Genomic DNA, 14,041 nt, shown 5'->3' on the forward strand with positions numbered 1-14,041 from the left:
CGTCGCGCGGCGTGTTAATGGGATTGGGTCATCGCCAGCAAGGTGTCGGCAACCCCTTTGGTACGCGCTGCATTATCGGCAGTCAGGCTACTGACCTGCTCCAGTGATTGCAGCATCGAGGTGAGCTCGCTGACGGCACCGGACTGGCCTTCGATCTCCTGGGCTACTTCGCGGATATCGGTGCCCAGCGCCAGGATATCTTGGCTTATCTCGGTTGCGCTCTGGCGAGATTTTTGCGCCAGGGTACGGACTTCGTCGGCGACGACGGCGAAACCCCGTCCCATCTCGCCAGCTCTCGCAGCTTCGATGGCAGCATTGAGCGCCAGCAGATTGGTCTGATCGGCGATCTGCTGGATCACCTGCACCACGCTTTGGATGCGCTCGCTCGATTGCGCCAGTTGACGAGCGCTGCCGGCCACAGTTTGCGCCTGGTGCGCCATGCTGTTGATCGTGACACCCGCTTCCTCGACTGCTGCGGCCTGCGTCTGGACATGGCCGGTAAGTTCATCGACGGATTGGTGCAGATCGCCGGCACAACTTTGCAACTCGGTGGCCATGCGCTCACGCTCCTGCTGGGCATCCTGCAGGAAACCGCCGAGTTGGGCCAGGCCATCAAACAGCGGTCTCAAGCCGGTATCGAGCTGATGACTGTCAAACAAGGCGGCGAAGTGGTGCTGCTTGAACTGGTTGAGTTGCTTGATCACCACCTGATTGAGACCGAGCAATTTCTTGATATGCCGCTGCAGGAAGAAGGCTTTGAATTCACCGTAATGGCTAACGAACTGGTCGACAAATTCATCATGGAACTCCTCGGTGGCGCCGTGGGTGTCAAACCAGAAGATCGCCGTCAGGGTCTGATTGAGGTTGAGGCCGAGAATTTCGCCAAAGGTGGAGGAGCCCATGACGGGGATATCGGCAAACACCTGTCCCATCCCCGCCAGTTCGGAGCCGTTATACAGGCGGCGCAGTATGCAGTCGTTGAGTAGCCCGGCGATCGGTGTACCGACCTTGCCTTGCATGAAGCGCGCGAGGTCCTGACGTGTCGTCTCGAGCAGCGAGGTGCGCTTGACCATCACCAACTCCTCGCCGGGGGCGACGTCACAAAAGAGGTGCACCAGCTCCTGGTCGACGTCGATGGCCTGCACTGAACGCACGAACAACTCGCTGCCAACGCGGATGGCAAACGAATAGTCGGCCAATCTGGCTTCCAGTTGTCCCGGCTGACAGCCGAACTGGCGGCATAAGAGCTGCACCATCGACAAGATGGTTCCCTGGCGGTCGACCACCTGGCGAATGGTGCGATCCTCCAGCGAGGCGGTTAACACGTTGAAACTGACGTCGGTCGGGGCGAAGTTCTGGCTTTTGAACACGCCAAAGCGCATCCCGGGCGCCAGCTTGATGAAGGTGATCAGCGCATGGTTTTCCAGGCGTTGCTGGCCATCGTGCAAAAAGGTGTGCTGGAAGTCGAGCTTGCCGCCGGCCGAGCCGCCGACAAACAGGCACGGAAAGCGCCCGGACTGGTACAAGGCTTCCATGAAAAAGGACTCTGAGCGTGACAGGCCATCGAACTGCACATAGGCGAGGGTGTCATGGTGGTCAATGCGCATTTGCAGCTTCAGGTTGCGCAGTGTGTTGACCAGCCGCTCGATGCGCTGTGTCATGCTGATCTTCTGTACTCCTGCGCGCAAATCCTCACTGCCAAGCGGGACGCGCAGCGTCTCGACACTGGCGAGCAGATCGCTGCCAAAGCACAGCAGTACTATGTCCGCCCACTGGCCATCGGCATCGCAGTACAGGCTCCCTTGGCCCTGATTGCACAGCGCGCCCGCACTGCTGCTCAAGGTCAGGTTCACACCGGGACAGCGCTGTTTCAACCGTGTGGCAATGGTGTTGATATCCAGATGAGGGGAGACAAAGCCCATGATCAGACGTGGGGCCCAACCGAGCGAGGCCAGCGCCTGGTCCAGTTCGCGCTCTGTCGTATGCAGCGTGGTAGCGGTAGCGTGCCGGCGGGGAATGAGTGATTTGAATGGCGCGAACATGCCCATAGCGTGTCTCCAATAGGCCGTTAGGCCAAGTCTGAGGATAGTCTTGCGTCCTGCACACGCCACCTTGGGTGGCTATTGATCACCAGTGTAGGAAACGCAACCGATCTGTGCCGGTCGTTGAAAACGGTATCGTGAATGGAAACGCGGAAGCGACACTTAACTCACAACCTCAGGGGGCAAGTTCGAGTAAAAAATCAAAATTGTGAGCAGGGCAAGTGGTTGCAGGAACAGTGAACCGCACGGATGTGGCTGTGACGGTTAACCGGCAAGGCGGGGAGTCCACCTTGCCGGCGGTCGTGGGTTAGTCGAGATAGCGTTGGGTCAGGTGAGCACGGAAATGCGCCGGATTCAGTACTTCGCCGGTGGCTTGGCGCACCAGGGTATCGGTGTCGAAGCGGCTGGCCTGTTGCCAGATATTGCGTTGCAACCAACCGAAAACCGCCTCCAGGCCATCGCTTCGGGCCAGCAGTTGGTTGAAGTCGCCCAGTTCACGCTGCAGCGCGGCGGCAAACTGGGCCGCATACATGGCTCCCAGGGTGTAACTGGGGAAATAGCCGAAGCTGCCATCGGTCCAGTGGATGTCCTGCAGGCAGCCGTCACGGTAGTTGCCGCGGGTATCGAGCCCCAGATACTGCTGCATGCGCTCGGCCCACAGATCCGGAATATCCTCGGCCTCGATGCTGCCCTCGATCAACTTCTGTTCTACCTCGTAGCGCAGCATGATGTGGGTCGGGTAGGTGACCTCGTCAGCGTCGACCCGGATGAAGCCGGGCTCCACCCGGGTATAGAGGCGGGCCAGATTCGCCGCCTCAAAGGCCGGCTGGGCTCCGAAGGCTCGCTGGATAAGTGGCAACAGTCGCTGCATGAAGGCCGGGTGCCGTGCCAGCTGCATCTCGAAAAACAGGCTCTGGCTTTCGTGGATGCCCATCGAACGCGCCTGACCAACCGGTAACGCCAGCGTGCTCGGTGGCAGCCCCTGCTCGTAGCGGGCATGGCCGGTCTCATGGATGATGCCCATCAGACTCTGGGTGAAGTCCGCTTCGTCGTAGCGGGTCGTGATGCGAACATCGCTGGGCACGCCCCCACAGAAGGGGTGCACGCTGACATCCTGGCGGCCGCGCTGGAAGTCAAATTGCAGCATCGCCATGACGTCGCGGCCGAGCTCAGCCTGGCGCTCGATACTGAATGGGCCGACGGGCATCTGAATGTGCTGGTCGCGTTGTCGCTCGCACACCGCCTGAATCAGCGCGGGCAGCCAGCCTTGCAGATCGCCAAACACCTGATCCAATTGCTGGCAGCGCATGCCTGGCTCATAGAGATCGAGCAGGCTGTCATATGGGCGTAACCCGGTGGCTGCGCCCCGGATGCGGGCCTCTTCGCGGCTCAGTGCCACCACTTCCCGGAAGTTGCCGAGGAAGCCCTGCCAGTCGTTGTTGCGTCGTTGCTCACGCCAGGCATGCTCGCAGCGTGACCCGGCCAGTGACTTGGCCTGAACCAGGTCGGCCGGCAGCACACTGGCCTGTTGCCATTGGCGGCGCATCTCGACGAGGCTTTGGCGCGCCTGGGCATCGAGTTCCTGTTGTTCGGCCGCAGCCAGCCACTCAGACATCTCGGCTGCCGTCAGCCGTTCGTGTAGCAACCGTGACAGCTCGGCCAGTGCGGCAGCCCGAGCTTCGTTGCCGCCATCCGGCATCATGGTGGCCCTATCCCAGCCGCAGATGGCGCCGAGGTGGGCGAAGTGGTGCAGTTGGGTGAAGCGATCTACCAGTTGTGAGTAACTCATCGTCGATTCCTTGTTGTTGTTTTATCGCTAGCTTGGTGGCTCGTCATGGCTGATGGCGCCAGATGCGCTCCCGCGTCTCGATTTTCTGCTGCTGCCCTTTGCGCAGGAGGACATACAGGGCGCTACTCCCCCCCTCTTCGTAGCGTGCGCTATGCAGTGCCAGCACGTCCGGCCACTGCTGTAACCATTGGCTGACATAGCTCTTGAGCAATGCCGGTGGATTGGACTGCAACCCCTTGCCGTGGCGGATCAGCACAGTGCGGATTTCGCAGCGCTGGCATTCACGCAAGAAGGCGACCAGCTGGGTCTTGGCCTGATGCAGGCGCTGTCCCTGCAGATCCAGAGTGGCCTGCAGCGCATATTCACCGAGCCGCAGTTTCCGGAATACCCCTTCTTGTACGCCGGGGCGGCGGAAGCTGATCAGGTCATGGGGATCGAGCAGGGTGACCGCCTCCATGCTTAAAAAGTCCGGGTCCAGATCCGATTCCTGCTCTGCAGCGGCGCGGCGGGCTTTTTTGGCTTCGGCATCGGTGCTGGGGCGGACGCCGGGAATGTGATCCTGCGTCAGTGGCCGCACGTCGCCCAGCTCGGCCTGAAATAGCGCCAGATCGTCAGCGTCGCGTGGCTCTGGTCGAGCCGCCAGCAGGTCTGCAAATGTCATGATGGCCTCCTCAGGGGAACGGGCGCTTGCCGCTGACAGGCGACAGCGCAGGCGGTTATTCGTGAGCGTCGGTCAGCACCTCAAGCTGGTAGCCCTGTTGCCGCAGCAGATTAAGAATGCCGTCCGGCCCGTACAGGTGCAGGGCGCCGACGACCAGGAACTGATTGGCCTCCGGCATCGCCAGCAGCTTAGGTATCCAGTTGTGGTTGCGCTCTTTGAGCAGCCGGCGTTGCAGGTACTCTTGCAGGGCGGGGCTGGCTTGTTCATCGCTGAGCAACTTTTGCAGCACTGTGCCATTGCCATCCAGCCAGGCTTGCATCATGGCTGGCACTTCCTGGTGCATGGTCTGCATCTGGTCCAGGGTGGCGGTCAAAAAGTCCTGCTCCAGGGCGCTGAGGCCGGCCAGATAAGCAAACTGTTCCGGAACCCGCTCCAGTCCGCGGATCGGAACGCCCATGCGGTTCGCGGCACTGGCATAGTAGTGGTCGACTCCGAGGTCAGCCTGGTAGCCGGCTTTTTGTAATGCCTGCTGGGTCAGGGTTATCGCCACGACCCAGGGCTGCAGTGGTTGCAATGTCGCCTCGGGCAGACCCAGCCGTTTGGCGGCAGTGACGGTTCTTTGGTACAGCGGTGGGGGCAGCACCTGCTTGAGGCTCTGGCCCGCGGGGAGCTGACTCATCTGTGCAATTTGTGCATTGTCTCCGGCGCTGATGTTGTTCAGATCGGCCTCCAGAATCAAGACATCGGCCTTGCGCCAGGCGTCGTCGATCACCGCCGGCAGCGGATAGAACCGCTCCTCGCCGACATGAATCGAGCCGAGGATCCACAGGTGGCGTCCATCTTTGCTGGCATGCCAGAAGCCGGGTTCAGCCAGTGCCAGTACCGGCAATAGCAGCAGCGACAAGACGCCAGCCTGCCAACGATAACGTCGGGCTTTCTTCGCCGCAGAGGGCACCGTATGATCTGCCTCAGCAGAGTGAGCTGCGTCAGGCAGCGGTAAAGCCGGCAGTTCTGATTGCAATGTCGTTTCCTCCAACACTGGGAGTCCTATGCCTCATTTACGTTTTCGTGGCATCGAGCGTGAAGCGCTGATGCAGTTGAGCGGTCCGCTGGTCGAACAGCTGTCTGCTCTGACCGGTGCACCGGTCGCTCATTTTACAATTGAACGGGTGCAGACCGAGTTTATTATCTCCGCTGAGGCGGTGGCGGGCTATCCCTTCGTTGAGCTGATGTGGTTTGACCGCGGCCAGGCAATACAGGATCAGGCGGCGCAGCTGATTACCGAACAGGTCAAGGCCCAGGTCGGTGCGGCTGTCGATGTCGCCGTCATCGTGTTGCCTCTGACGCGCAGCGCCTATTACGACAACGGCCACCACTACGGTTAAGCCGTGGATTATGCCGATTATTAAATCTCGCTTAATAATCGGCGTGTGTTTATGGTCCCTTGGACGATGAATCCGCCTAGGTTGAGCCAGCGACCAGGGCATCTAACCAGCGCGTCGGCACCCAGCCGCGCAGGTGGTACAACCATTTACTCGGTGTGGTGACAGGATAGCGCGTTCGTGCCCGCGGTGCTGTTAAGGCATGCAGCAGCGGCGGCATGCAGGCTTCCGGTGTCAGGGTAAAGCGGTTATTCGAGCGCTCGCTGCCCAGCCGAGTCAGCGTCTGATGATAGAGATCGCGGTGCCGGCTGCCTGTCAGATCGATTTGCTGCAGTGCCGCGAGGGCATTGGCACGAAACCGGCTCTCTATGGGGCCAGGTTCAAGCAACGCAACCTGCACACCCGTACCGCGCAGCTCGAGGCGCAAGGTGTCGGTGTAACCCTCAATGGCAAATTTGCTGGCGTTATAAGCGCCGCGGAACTGCATGGCCACCAGGCCGAGTACCGAGCTGTTCTGGATGATGCGCCCTTCATTGGCCGCCAGCATCACCGGAAGCACGCGGCGCGTCAGCGTATGCCAGCCAAAAAAATTGCTCTCGAACTGGGCGCGCAAGGCCTCGGTCGGCAGATCTTCAAGGGCACCCGGCTGGCCGTAGGCACCGTTGTTGAACAGGCCATACAAGCGGCCTCCGGTCAGTGTCAGCGTCGCATCCACGGCAGCATGAATACTGGCGTCATCAGCCAAATCGAGGCACAAGGCGGTCAGCCCCTGCGCTTGCAGGCGTGCGACATCCTCCGGCCTGCGTGCGCTGGCGATGACCTGAAAACCGGCGCGCTGCAAGAAGTGGGCGGCGTGGTAGCCGATGCCGGAAGAACAACCTGTGATGAGTACGGCTCTGGAAGGCGAGGTGGGCATGCCGGGCTCCTGAACGGGAAGGAGGGCCCAGTATAGCGCCGGCGGCACGGGTTGCGACAAGGGGCCGTATGAAAAGCCCGCCATTATCTGGCGGGCTGCGGGTTTACATCAGGCTTAATGGCATGATGATGTGGAATTTCACATCGTGTTCCGAGGCGAAAATGTTCGGATACTCGGTCCAGCCCCCACTTTGCGTGATGTCATTGTTGTAGTCGGTGTAGTGCAGCTTGAAGATGGTGCCCTTGGTTTTGCCCTCCTGCACCGTGTAGATGACGTCGGCGTTGAGCGCCCATTCGGTGTCTGCGCCATTGCTGGCCTTGGTTCCGTCACCCTTCTCGATGCCCCAGCCGTAGGCGCCAGAGAAACCGACAGTCCAGCCTGCGGCACCGAGCAGATCATCCAGTGTCCGGGTCACGCCAGCGAAGAGGGCGGTTTCGTTGTTGGCATTCCAGTCGGAGCGGCTATCCCACCAGATTTCATTGGCGCCTTGCGAATTACCGTAACCTCGAGTCAAGCGGGGCAAGTAGTTGCCTTCACTGCCTTCGGCCTTGGTCATCAAACCTTCGACACGGAAAGCGTAGGGGCCATGGCTCCAGCCTGCCGTCAGGGCCTGTTGCCAAGCGGTGCCCTGATAGGTGTCGTCCTTGGAGTCGGAGGTGTAGAGCTGGTAGCTGGTGTTCAGTCCACCCAGTAAAGTGAAGGTGTGGGCCAGTTTGAAGTGGTAGCTGTCCATGTAGTCCTTGGCCTGGCCAAACGCTACGGTCGCCGCGGTGCCGTTGGCGAAGGTGTAGCGAGCCGCCATGGCATGCAGATAGTCGATGACCTTGCCTTCGGCAAAGGGACCGGCCCAGGCTTTGGCCTTGGAGAACTGTTGGGTTTGCTGGAACCAGGGTGCCTTGTATTCGTCTGCCCAGGCATAGGTCAGATACAGGCTGCCAAAGGTACCTTCAAGCTGGGCTCCGCGGTAAGTACCCGGTTGATAGGACCAGTTCACCCCCATGACGCCGGGCACATAGATCTGGGTGTAGCCGCCCTTGGCGGTCATGTGTTCACCCAGCCGCGCCTTCAGGCTGGCATTGCTCAGGCTGACGCCGTTATCGGCTTCACCATCATCGCCAGGCTGGTAGTTTTCTCCCCACTTACGGGCGGCAAAGCTGAACTCGTTCTCCTGATTCACCGGATTGGCATCATCGATGGCCAGGTCATAGGCGCCAAAGCCTGCCAGATCGATCCCGACCAGATTCCATGCATAACCGGAGTTGTAACTCAGCGCCATTTGGGTGGTGGCATGGCTGAGGTTCGACTCGTAGTCACCGCTTTGCGGATCGCCCGGATTTTCCTTAGGGTTACCATCGATGCGCTGCCGGTTGCGCTGGAAGTAAAAGAGGCCGCCGTTGAGTTTGCCATCCTCATAGAACTGACTGGCCTTGGCGGCAAATTGCGGGCCGAGTTCATCGTTGGCATGAGCTGGTAGCGACAGCCCGACCACACTGGCTATGGCGCAGCCGAGCAGGCTGCGGCGAACAAGCCGAATATCCTTCATAACAATTGACTCCTGACTTTTGGACCGCGGAAGAGGCTTCCGCAACGGGATCTGTCGTGCAGATCCTCCTTGTTGATAACGCTTTCACCCTGTTGCGGTTCGAAAGGGGTCACACAGGGCTTAGTGGTCATGCTAATTTCGCGATGTAAAATATCAAGCAAAAAAAAGCGGTAAATTACCGTTATTTGATCGCATTCAAACAATCATTAACGCTGTAATTACCGCTATTCGAGCTTGTTGGTTTTCTTTGTGAATTAAGTGTCAGTCACGCAAGGTGAAGGAGGGTAATGACAAATGGCGGAAAATGGCCGTGACCCGTACCAGCAACACGCCGAGCATGCTGATTAACATGGCCGGGATATGAGCCAGGCCAAAATGGAGCGAGCTGGTGTAGAGAATGCCGCCGAAGATGCAGGCCGTGGCGTAGATCTCTTTTTGCAGCACCATGGGGACTTCCCGGGCCAGGACATCGCGGATCAGGCCGCCACCGGCACCAGTGATGACGCCCATGACGACGGCGACCATGCCTGAACTGCCGAACAACAGGGCTTTCTTGGCGCCGATGACGACGAACAGTGCCAATCCAAAGGCGTCGGCCACGGGTAGCACATACCAAGGTAGGCGGCGTGGCACTCGGGCCAGCCACATGCCGAAGGCCGCGGTGCCCAGAATGACCCACAGATAGGTGGTGTCCTGGATCCAGAAGATCGGGCTGGCGCCGATCAGCAGGTCGCGGATGGTGCCACCGCCAATGGCAGTGACGGCGGCCAGTACGATGACACCGATGGCATCCATGCGCAGGCGGCCGGCGACCAGTACGCCGGAGAAGGCGAACACGGCGGTACCAAACAGGTCAAACAGATAGACAAGTTGATCAATCAATGGGCTATTCATCACTAACAAACGGTTAACCAGGCCAAGGTGGCGCAGATTGTAAGAAGCGGTGCGCATTCCGGCTAGCAGAAAATTGCTCCGCGCAGGCCGCAGAAGGAATAGGACTATCAGCGTTACTCAAGCGGAGCTTACTGTGTCTTGGCCGCACGCGCACCGTGAATGAGCCGGCACAGCTCCTCGACACCGTCCAGGGTTCTGGGGGTCAACCGTTGCAACCGATCCGGCTGCAGGGTCTGCAACTGCGCCCTGGCGACTGCCGGCAGCGTCGGCCAACGCTGCCAGAATTGCAGTGCGGACGCCTCCTGGGTGGTGATGATCAACTCCGGCGCCTGCACCAGCACTTGCTCCAAATCCACCTGGGGATAAGGCACCAGGCTGTCGGCAAACGGGTTCTCGCCCCCACACAACGCAATGGCATCCTGGATCCAGCCGCCCCGTGCGACCGTGGTCAGCGGTGGGTTCCACAGCTGGAAAAACACCCGCACCCTGGATTGGCTCTGCTGCTGCGCTTTCAGATGAGCCATGCGCTGCTCCAGGCGGCGAGCCAGGGCTTCGGCCTGTGGCTGATGTCCGGTGGCGGCACCCAGTTGGCGCAGATCGGAGGGTAAGTCGTCCAGCCGCGCCGAGTGCATCTCTAATACCGGAATCTGCCAGTGCTGCAGTTGAGCGCGGATCTCTTGCTGGTAGCCATCCCAGAGGATGACCAGGTCGGGCTCTAATGCCAGCAGGCGTTCCAGATTCAGACTCTGATAATTGGCGATGCGGGGTAGTCGTTTCACCTCGGGCGGCCAGTCGCTGGCATCGTCGACGGCAATGACCTGAGCCCCTGCACCGATGGCAAACAGCTGTTCGGTGATGTGCGGCGTCAGGCTGACAATGCGCTGTGGTGTGGCCAATACTGAGCCAGCCAGAGTGCACAACAGCAAAGATGACAGCCAATACCGCAACTTAGCGTGGCCAATGCACATACAGATACAGTCCGCAGAAGAGGGCTGACAACAACCACCAGACCAGGCTGAGCCAGCGCAGACGGCCGAGCACCCGAACGGGGGTGGACAAATCCGGCTCCTGACAGCCACCCAGGGTGACATAGCGCAGCTTGTGGCCATCGTAAAAACGGGGGCCACCGAGGCGGATATTCAGACCGCCGGCCACGGCGCCCAGCAGGGCACCTTGCCCTTGAGCAGGCCACTGGCGGGCACCCAGCAGTGCCTGCTGCACGGCACGTCCACCTCCGGCAAAGGCGCCTTGCAGCAGGACGCTCAGCCATGCCGGCATCCACACCATCAGGCTGTAGAGGCGGCCACTCATCTCGCCAAACAACCGGTTACGCGCCAGTTTGACGCTGAAGGCCTGATTCATCAGCTGTAACAGGCGCATGCACAGCGCCGCCTCGATCCCGGCCAGCAGATACCAGAACAGCACCGCAGCCCACTGGCCGCTCCAGCGCAAGATCAGTGTTTCACTGCAGGCTTTGCTTAATCCCATCAGGCTGAGCTGCCGCGTTTCGCGCCGTACCATGGGGGCTAGCTGCAGTCGCGCCAATGGCAATTTGTCCTGATGCAGCAGGGGGCGTAATGCATTCAGCTGCTGGCCAAGTGGCTTGAGCTCCAGCAGCCAGACCAGCAACAGCAGATCGAACAACCCTTCTGAAAGCGACAGATTGCGCAGCGCCCAGCAGGCGGCCAGCGCCGGTATCAGCACCACCAGCGGTGTCAGCAAACCGGCCAGCCAGAGTTGAGTGCTGTGGTGTCCGGGGCGATTGACCTTGCGAGCCAGCTGTTCCAGCCATGGCAACAGGGCTGAAGGTCGAAAACCGGCGGGCAGTGGCAACAGAGTTTCGAGGACTACGGCCAGTACGGCAATCGGCAATGGGCTGGCCAGCAGTGTCCAAAACGCCTCGTCGTTCATCATGGATCAGGCCATCCGCTCCAGCATGGCGACAACCATGGCGGAGGAGTGACGGGCTGCCACCTCGAGATAAGCCTCGAAGGAGTCAGGAGACTCTTTGCCGGCGATGTCGGACAGGGAGCGGGTGACGACAAACGGTACCTGGAACTGGTGGCAGACCTGGGCGATGGCCGCCGCTTCCATCTCGACCGCGGCCATGGTCGGGAAATCTGCCCGGGCCTTGGCGACACGGGCCGGATCGCACATGAAGAGATCACCGGTGCAGATTAAGCCTTCCTTGCAGCGAATGCCGTCGGCCATGGCACTGACGGCATCGCGGGCGATGGCCTTCAAGCGATCATCGGCGACAAAGGCCGCAGGCATGCGCGGCACCTGGCCGATCTCGTAGCCAAACGCCGTGACGTCGACATCGTGGTGGCGAACCTCGGAGGAGATGATGACATCACCGATATGCAGCTCCGGATCGAAGCCGCCAGCAGAGCCGGTGTTGATCACGCAATCGGGGGCAAATCGGTCCAGCAGCAAGGTAGTTGCAACAGCGGCCGCCACTTTGCCAATTCCGGAAAGGGTCAGAACCACGGCTTGGCCGGCGAGGGTGCCGCTGTAGAATTCACAGCCACCCAGTTGCAGCGTGGTGGGATTGTCGAGTTGAGCGCGCAGTAGCGCGACTTCCTGTTCCATGGCGCCAATGATGCCGATCGTCATAACACATTTGTCTCTATAGGCAGGGTGAATATGGACGGCATGATAGCACTCTGCTCCCGGGCTTCGCAGCTGGAGGGCGCACAAATGGTGTCAAGCCATGCGCCATTAAGCTCCGGTTTATCACCGAGTGACTAAGATGATCGACTTTTGCTGCGGGATCCGCCGACTCATTTCCGGTGCGCATGACCCGAAAACCAGCTGCCACCGGAGAGCCGGCATTCATGCAACGATGGTCTAATTTACCGCACTGGCGCGCGCTGATTTGCGGGGCGCTGGTGGCAACGCTCGTCACTGTGTTGATGATCCCGTTGCTGCATCATTTCTTCGATAGGCAAGCGGACCGGCACCTGCAACTGCAGATAGAGCAGGCGGGCAGGCTGTTTGACCTTGAGTTGGCGCGCATAGATGGCGCCCTGCAACGTTTATCCTCTTGGTCTGATTGCGGAGCTGATCAATTTCGCGAACGGCGTCGTGAACTGACCTTGACACCGAATGTCGTCGATTTCTTCTTTCTCGATGCCGAGCACCATCGTCTGTGCGCCAGTCCGCACGAGCCGGAGGAGTTTTTGCAACGTGAACTACCTGCGCATGGCGGCCTTGGCCATATTGCGGCGACCGCGTCCTTGCTGACCGGCGAGTCGGTGTTTCATCTCTATCGTCATCTGCCAACGGGTGAATATGTTGTGGCGCGTTTGCCAGGCCAGTGGTTGACCATGCGCGCCAGCGAACTGGCCTTGCCGCTGAATGGTGGCTATTACGGCATCATTGACAATCAAACCGGCGAGCCGTTGACGCTGTTTAACTGGCATCCCAGATTGGGGCTGCCGCACCTTGCGCAAACCTTGACGCTAGACCGTGACTACCAGGCAGGCTTGATTGAGCAGCAGTGGGTGCAAGTGCAACCACTGCTTGCGGCCCCAGGGTTGAGTCTGATTCAAGTCATCGATGCAGCGCAATTGCACGCGTTCGACTGGGCTATCACGGCTGGTTTGTGCGGCGGTTTTGTCGTCGTATGGGCGTTGGTGGCGCTGGGGTTGTTTCTGTGGTGGCGGCCTGAATCTGATCCATACCGTTTGCTTGCCTGTGCATTGGCCCAGGATGAGTTTTTCAACGTCTATCAGCCGATTCGGGACGGTCGCTCGGGTCGGTTGTGTGGCTTCGAAGTGTTGCTCCGTTGGCGGAGTGCCAGTGGCATCATCGGTCCGCAACATTTCATCCCGATGGCAGACAAAACGGGCTTGCTGGTGGAAATGACGCGACGGCAGATTGAAGAGGCGATTGACGCGCTGCAACCCCTGTTGGCGCTTGCACCTGACCTCAAGGTGTCATTCAACATCACGACTGCCCACCTCGACGATGAAGCATTTATCGCCCAGAGCCTGTTGTGGCATGCCAAGATCCCGCACCTGGTATATGAGATTACCGAAGACAACATGGTGGCGACCCATAATGCGGCGCAGTTGAGTGTCTTGCAGCGTTTGCAGCAGAGTGGCATCCGTCTGGCGGTAGATGACTTTGGCACCGGCTACAGCAGCCTGGCTTATCTGCAGTCGCTGCCGCTGGATATCCTCAAAGCCGATCGCTGCTTTGTGGCTGCGTTGGGATCCGACTCCGTGAATGCGACGATTCTGGAAGCCATTATTCGCCTGGCCCATCGGCTGCAACTGGATGTCATTGCCGAAGGGGTCACCGAAGAGCGTCAGATCGCCTGGCTCAATCAACATGGTGTCGTGTTGCAGCAGGGGTGGCGGCATGGATATCCACTGCCAATTTATGAAGGGCGCATGCTCTGGCAGCATGAGCTCGCTGCGCGGCGTCAAAACTTAGCGGTGGCTTGACGGCGCGAAATGCTGTTTTGCTCACAGAGATAAAAGAAAAATATTTATGCATGAACATGCAAATTTGATACAAATATATTCCGATGTGGTATGGATGCCACACCGACACTGTCTCGAAATCAGAGCCAAATGGCGTTAAATGCGCTTTTTATTCGTTTTTTCTATCCCATGGTTGGCTGACTTGAGGATGGTAAACAGAATAAAACTCTGAATTTTAACCATTCATTAAACATTTACGATGTAAAATTGTGGTTAATACCTACGGGATTTCGAGATGACCGGAGATTTGACGAGGATAAATCGGTAGCCCAGTTCTGTGCAAAAATGATGCAGTGTGCACGCTTGTGGTGATGATCATAT

Annotated in this window: 12 protein-coding genes; 2 read left to right on the forward strand and 10 right to left on the reverse strand. The window is 59.3% G+C overall.

The features are described from left to right. Positions 1 to 14: 14 nt before the first annotated feature. The 4 genes from ACFOSS_RS16060 to ACFOSS_RS16075 form a co-directional block, all read right to left on the reverse strand. The gene (locus ACFOSS_RS16060; RefSeq protein ID WP_377154496.1) at positions 15 to 2,048 is read right to left on the reverse strand and encodes a methyl-accepting chemotaxis protein; all 2,034 of its coding nucleotides are present in this window, start codon (positions 2,046 to 2,048) and stop codon (positions 15 to 17) included. Between the two features lie 301 nt (positions 2,049 to 2,349). Then, entirely contained in the window at positions 2,350 to 3,831 is a 1,482-nt protein-coding gene (locus tag ACFOSS_RS16065) for a carboxypeptidase M32 (protein ID WP_377154498.1), read from the reverse strand. 43 nt (positions 3,832 to 3,874) lie between these two features. Then, complete coding sequence (smrA, locus tag ACFOSS_RS16070) at positions 3,875 to 4,492, reverse strand: DNA endonuclease SmrA (protein ID WP_377154500.1); 618 nt, start codon at positions 4,490 to 4,492, stop codon at positions 3,875 to 3,877. Positions 4,493 to 4,547: 55 nt separating this feature from the next. Next, positions 4,548 to 5,513 carry a TraB/GumN family protein gene (locus ACFOSS_RS16075; protein ID WP_377154502.1) on the reverse strand — a complete coding sequence of 322 codons (966 nt, stop codon included), beginning with the start codon at positions 5,511 to 5,513 and terminating at the stop codon, positions 4,548 to 4,550. A 28-nt stretch (positions 5,514 to 5,541) separates the two neighbouring features. On the opposite strand from ACFOSS_RS16075, the gene ACFOSS_RS16080 reads away from it, so the two are divergent. Continuing rightward, entirely contained in the window at positions 5,542 to 5,877 is a 336-nt protein-coding gene (locus ACFOSS_RS16080) for a DUF1904 domain-containing protein (protein WP_377154504.1), read from the forward strand. 76 nt (positions 5,878 to 5,953) lie between these two features. On the opposite strand, the gene ACFOSS_RS16085 is transcribed toward ACFOSS_RS16080, so the two are convergent. The 6 genes from ACFOSS_RS16085 to mtnN all read right to left on the reverse strand — a co-directional run bounded on the left by ACFOSS_RS16085 (position 5,954) and on the right by mtnN (position 11,843). Further along, the gene (locus ACFOSS_RS16085; RefSeq protein ID WP_377154506.1) at positions 5,954 to 6,790 is read right to left on the reverse strand and encodes an SDR family oxidoreductase; all 837 of its coding nucleotides are present in this window, start codon (positions 6,788 to 6,790) and stop codon (positions 5,954 to 5,956) included. Positions 6,791 to 6,893: 103 nt separating this feature from the next. After that, entirely contained in the window at positions 6,894 to 8,333 is a 1,440-nt protein-coding gene (locus ACFOSS_RS16090; RefSeq protein WP_377154508.1) for an OprD family outer membrane porin, read from the reverse strand. A 261-nt stretch (positions 8,334 to 8,594) separates the two neighbouring features. Then, positions 8,595 to 9,227, reverse strand: a complete 633-nt coding sequence (locus ACFOSS_RS16095; protein WP_377154786.1) for a trimeric intracellular cation channel family protein — start codon at positions 9,225 to 9,227, stop codon at positions 8,595 to 8,597. A 128-nt stretch (positions 9,228 to 9,355) separates the two neighbouring features. Continuing rightward, a complete protein-coding gene (locus ACFOSS_RS16100) occupies positions 9,356 to 10,153 on the reverse strand; it encodes a cobalamin-binding protein (protein ID WP_377154510.1) in 798 nt (265 codons plus the stop codon). 22 nt (positions 10,154 to 10,175) lie between these two features. After that, positions 10,176 to 11,141 (reverse strand): cobalamin biosynthesis protein CobD/CbiB, encoded by a 966-nt coding sequence (locus tag ACFOSS_RS16105; RefSeq protein ID WP_377154512.1) that lies wholly within the window; start codon positions 11,139 to 11,141, stop codon positions 10,176 to 10,178. A 3-nt stretch (positions 11,142 to 11,144) separates the two neighbouring features. Continuing rightward, positions 11,145 to 11,843, reverse strand: coding sequence for a 5'-methylthioadenosine/S-adenosylhomocysteine nucleosidase (gene mtnN, locus ACFOSS_RS16110; protein WP_377154514.1), 699 nt, complete (start codon positions 11,841 to 11,843; stop codon positions 11,145 to 11,147). Positions 11,844 to 12,064: 221 nt separating this feature from the next. Here mtnN and ACFOSS_RS16115 point away from each other — a divergent pair, with 221 nt between their 5' ends. Further along, positions 12,065 to 13,681: an EAL domain-containing protein gene (locus ACFOSS_RS16115; RefSeq protein WP_377154516.1), complete on the forward strand. Its 1,617-nt coding sequence runs from the start codon at positions 12,065 to 12,067 to the stop codon at positions 13,679 to 13,681. Positions 13,682 to 14,041: the final 360 nt, after the last annotated feature.

Source organism: Pseudaeromonas sharmana (assembly GCF_042649925.1).
Lineage (GTDB): Bacteria > Pseudomonadota > Gammaproteobacteria > Enterobacterales > Aeromonadaceae > Pseudaeromonas > Pseudaeromonas sharmana.

Excerpts from the sequence above, each read along its gene's own strand:
- ACFOSS_RS16115 (WP_377154516.1), top strand. The coding sequence starts at position 12,065 with ATGCAACGATGGTCTAATTTACCGCACTGGCGCGCGCTGATTTGCGGG.
- ACFOSS_RS16105 (WP_377154512.1), bottom strand. The coding sequence starts at position 11,141 with ATGATGAACGACGAGGCGTTTTGGACACTGCTGGCCAGCCCATTGCCG.
- mtnN (WP_377154514.1), bottom strand. The coding sequence starts at position 11,843 with ATGACGATCGGCATCATTGGCGCCATGGAACAGGAAGTCGCGCTACTG.
- ACFOSS_RS16090 (WP_377154508.1), bottom strand. The coding sequence starts at position 8,333 with ATGAAGGATATTCGGCTTGTTCGCCGCAGCCTGCTCGGCTGCGCCATA.
- ACFOSS_RS16095 (WP_377154786.1), bottom strand. The coding sequence starts at position 9,227 with ATGAATAGCCCATTGATTGATCAACTTGTCTATCTGTTTGACCTGTTT.
- ACFOSS_RS16060 (WP_377154496.1), bottom strand. The coding sequence starts at position 2,048 with ATGGGCATGTTCGCGCCATTCAAATCACTCATTCCCCGCCGGCACGCT.
- ACFOSS_RS16065 (WP_377154498.1), bottom strand. The coding sequence starts at position 3,831 with ATGAGTTACTCACAACTGGTAGATCGCTTCACCCAACTGCACCACTTC.
- ACFOSS_RS16080 (WP_377154504.1), top strand. The coding sequence starts at position 5,542 with ATGCCTCATTTACGTTTTCGTGGCATCGAGCGTGAAGCGCTGATGCAG.
- ACFOSS_RS16085 (WP_377154506.1), bottom strand. The coding sequence starts at position 6,790 with ATGCCCACCTCGCCTTCCAGAGCCGTACTCATCACAGGTTGTTCTTCC.
- smrA (WP_377154500.1), bottom strand. The coding sequence starts at position 4,492 with ATGACATTTGCAGACCTGCTGGCGGCTCGACCAGAGCCACGCGACGCT.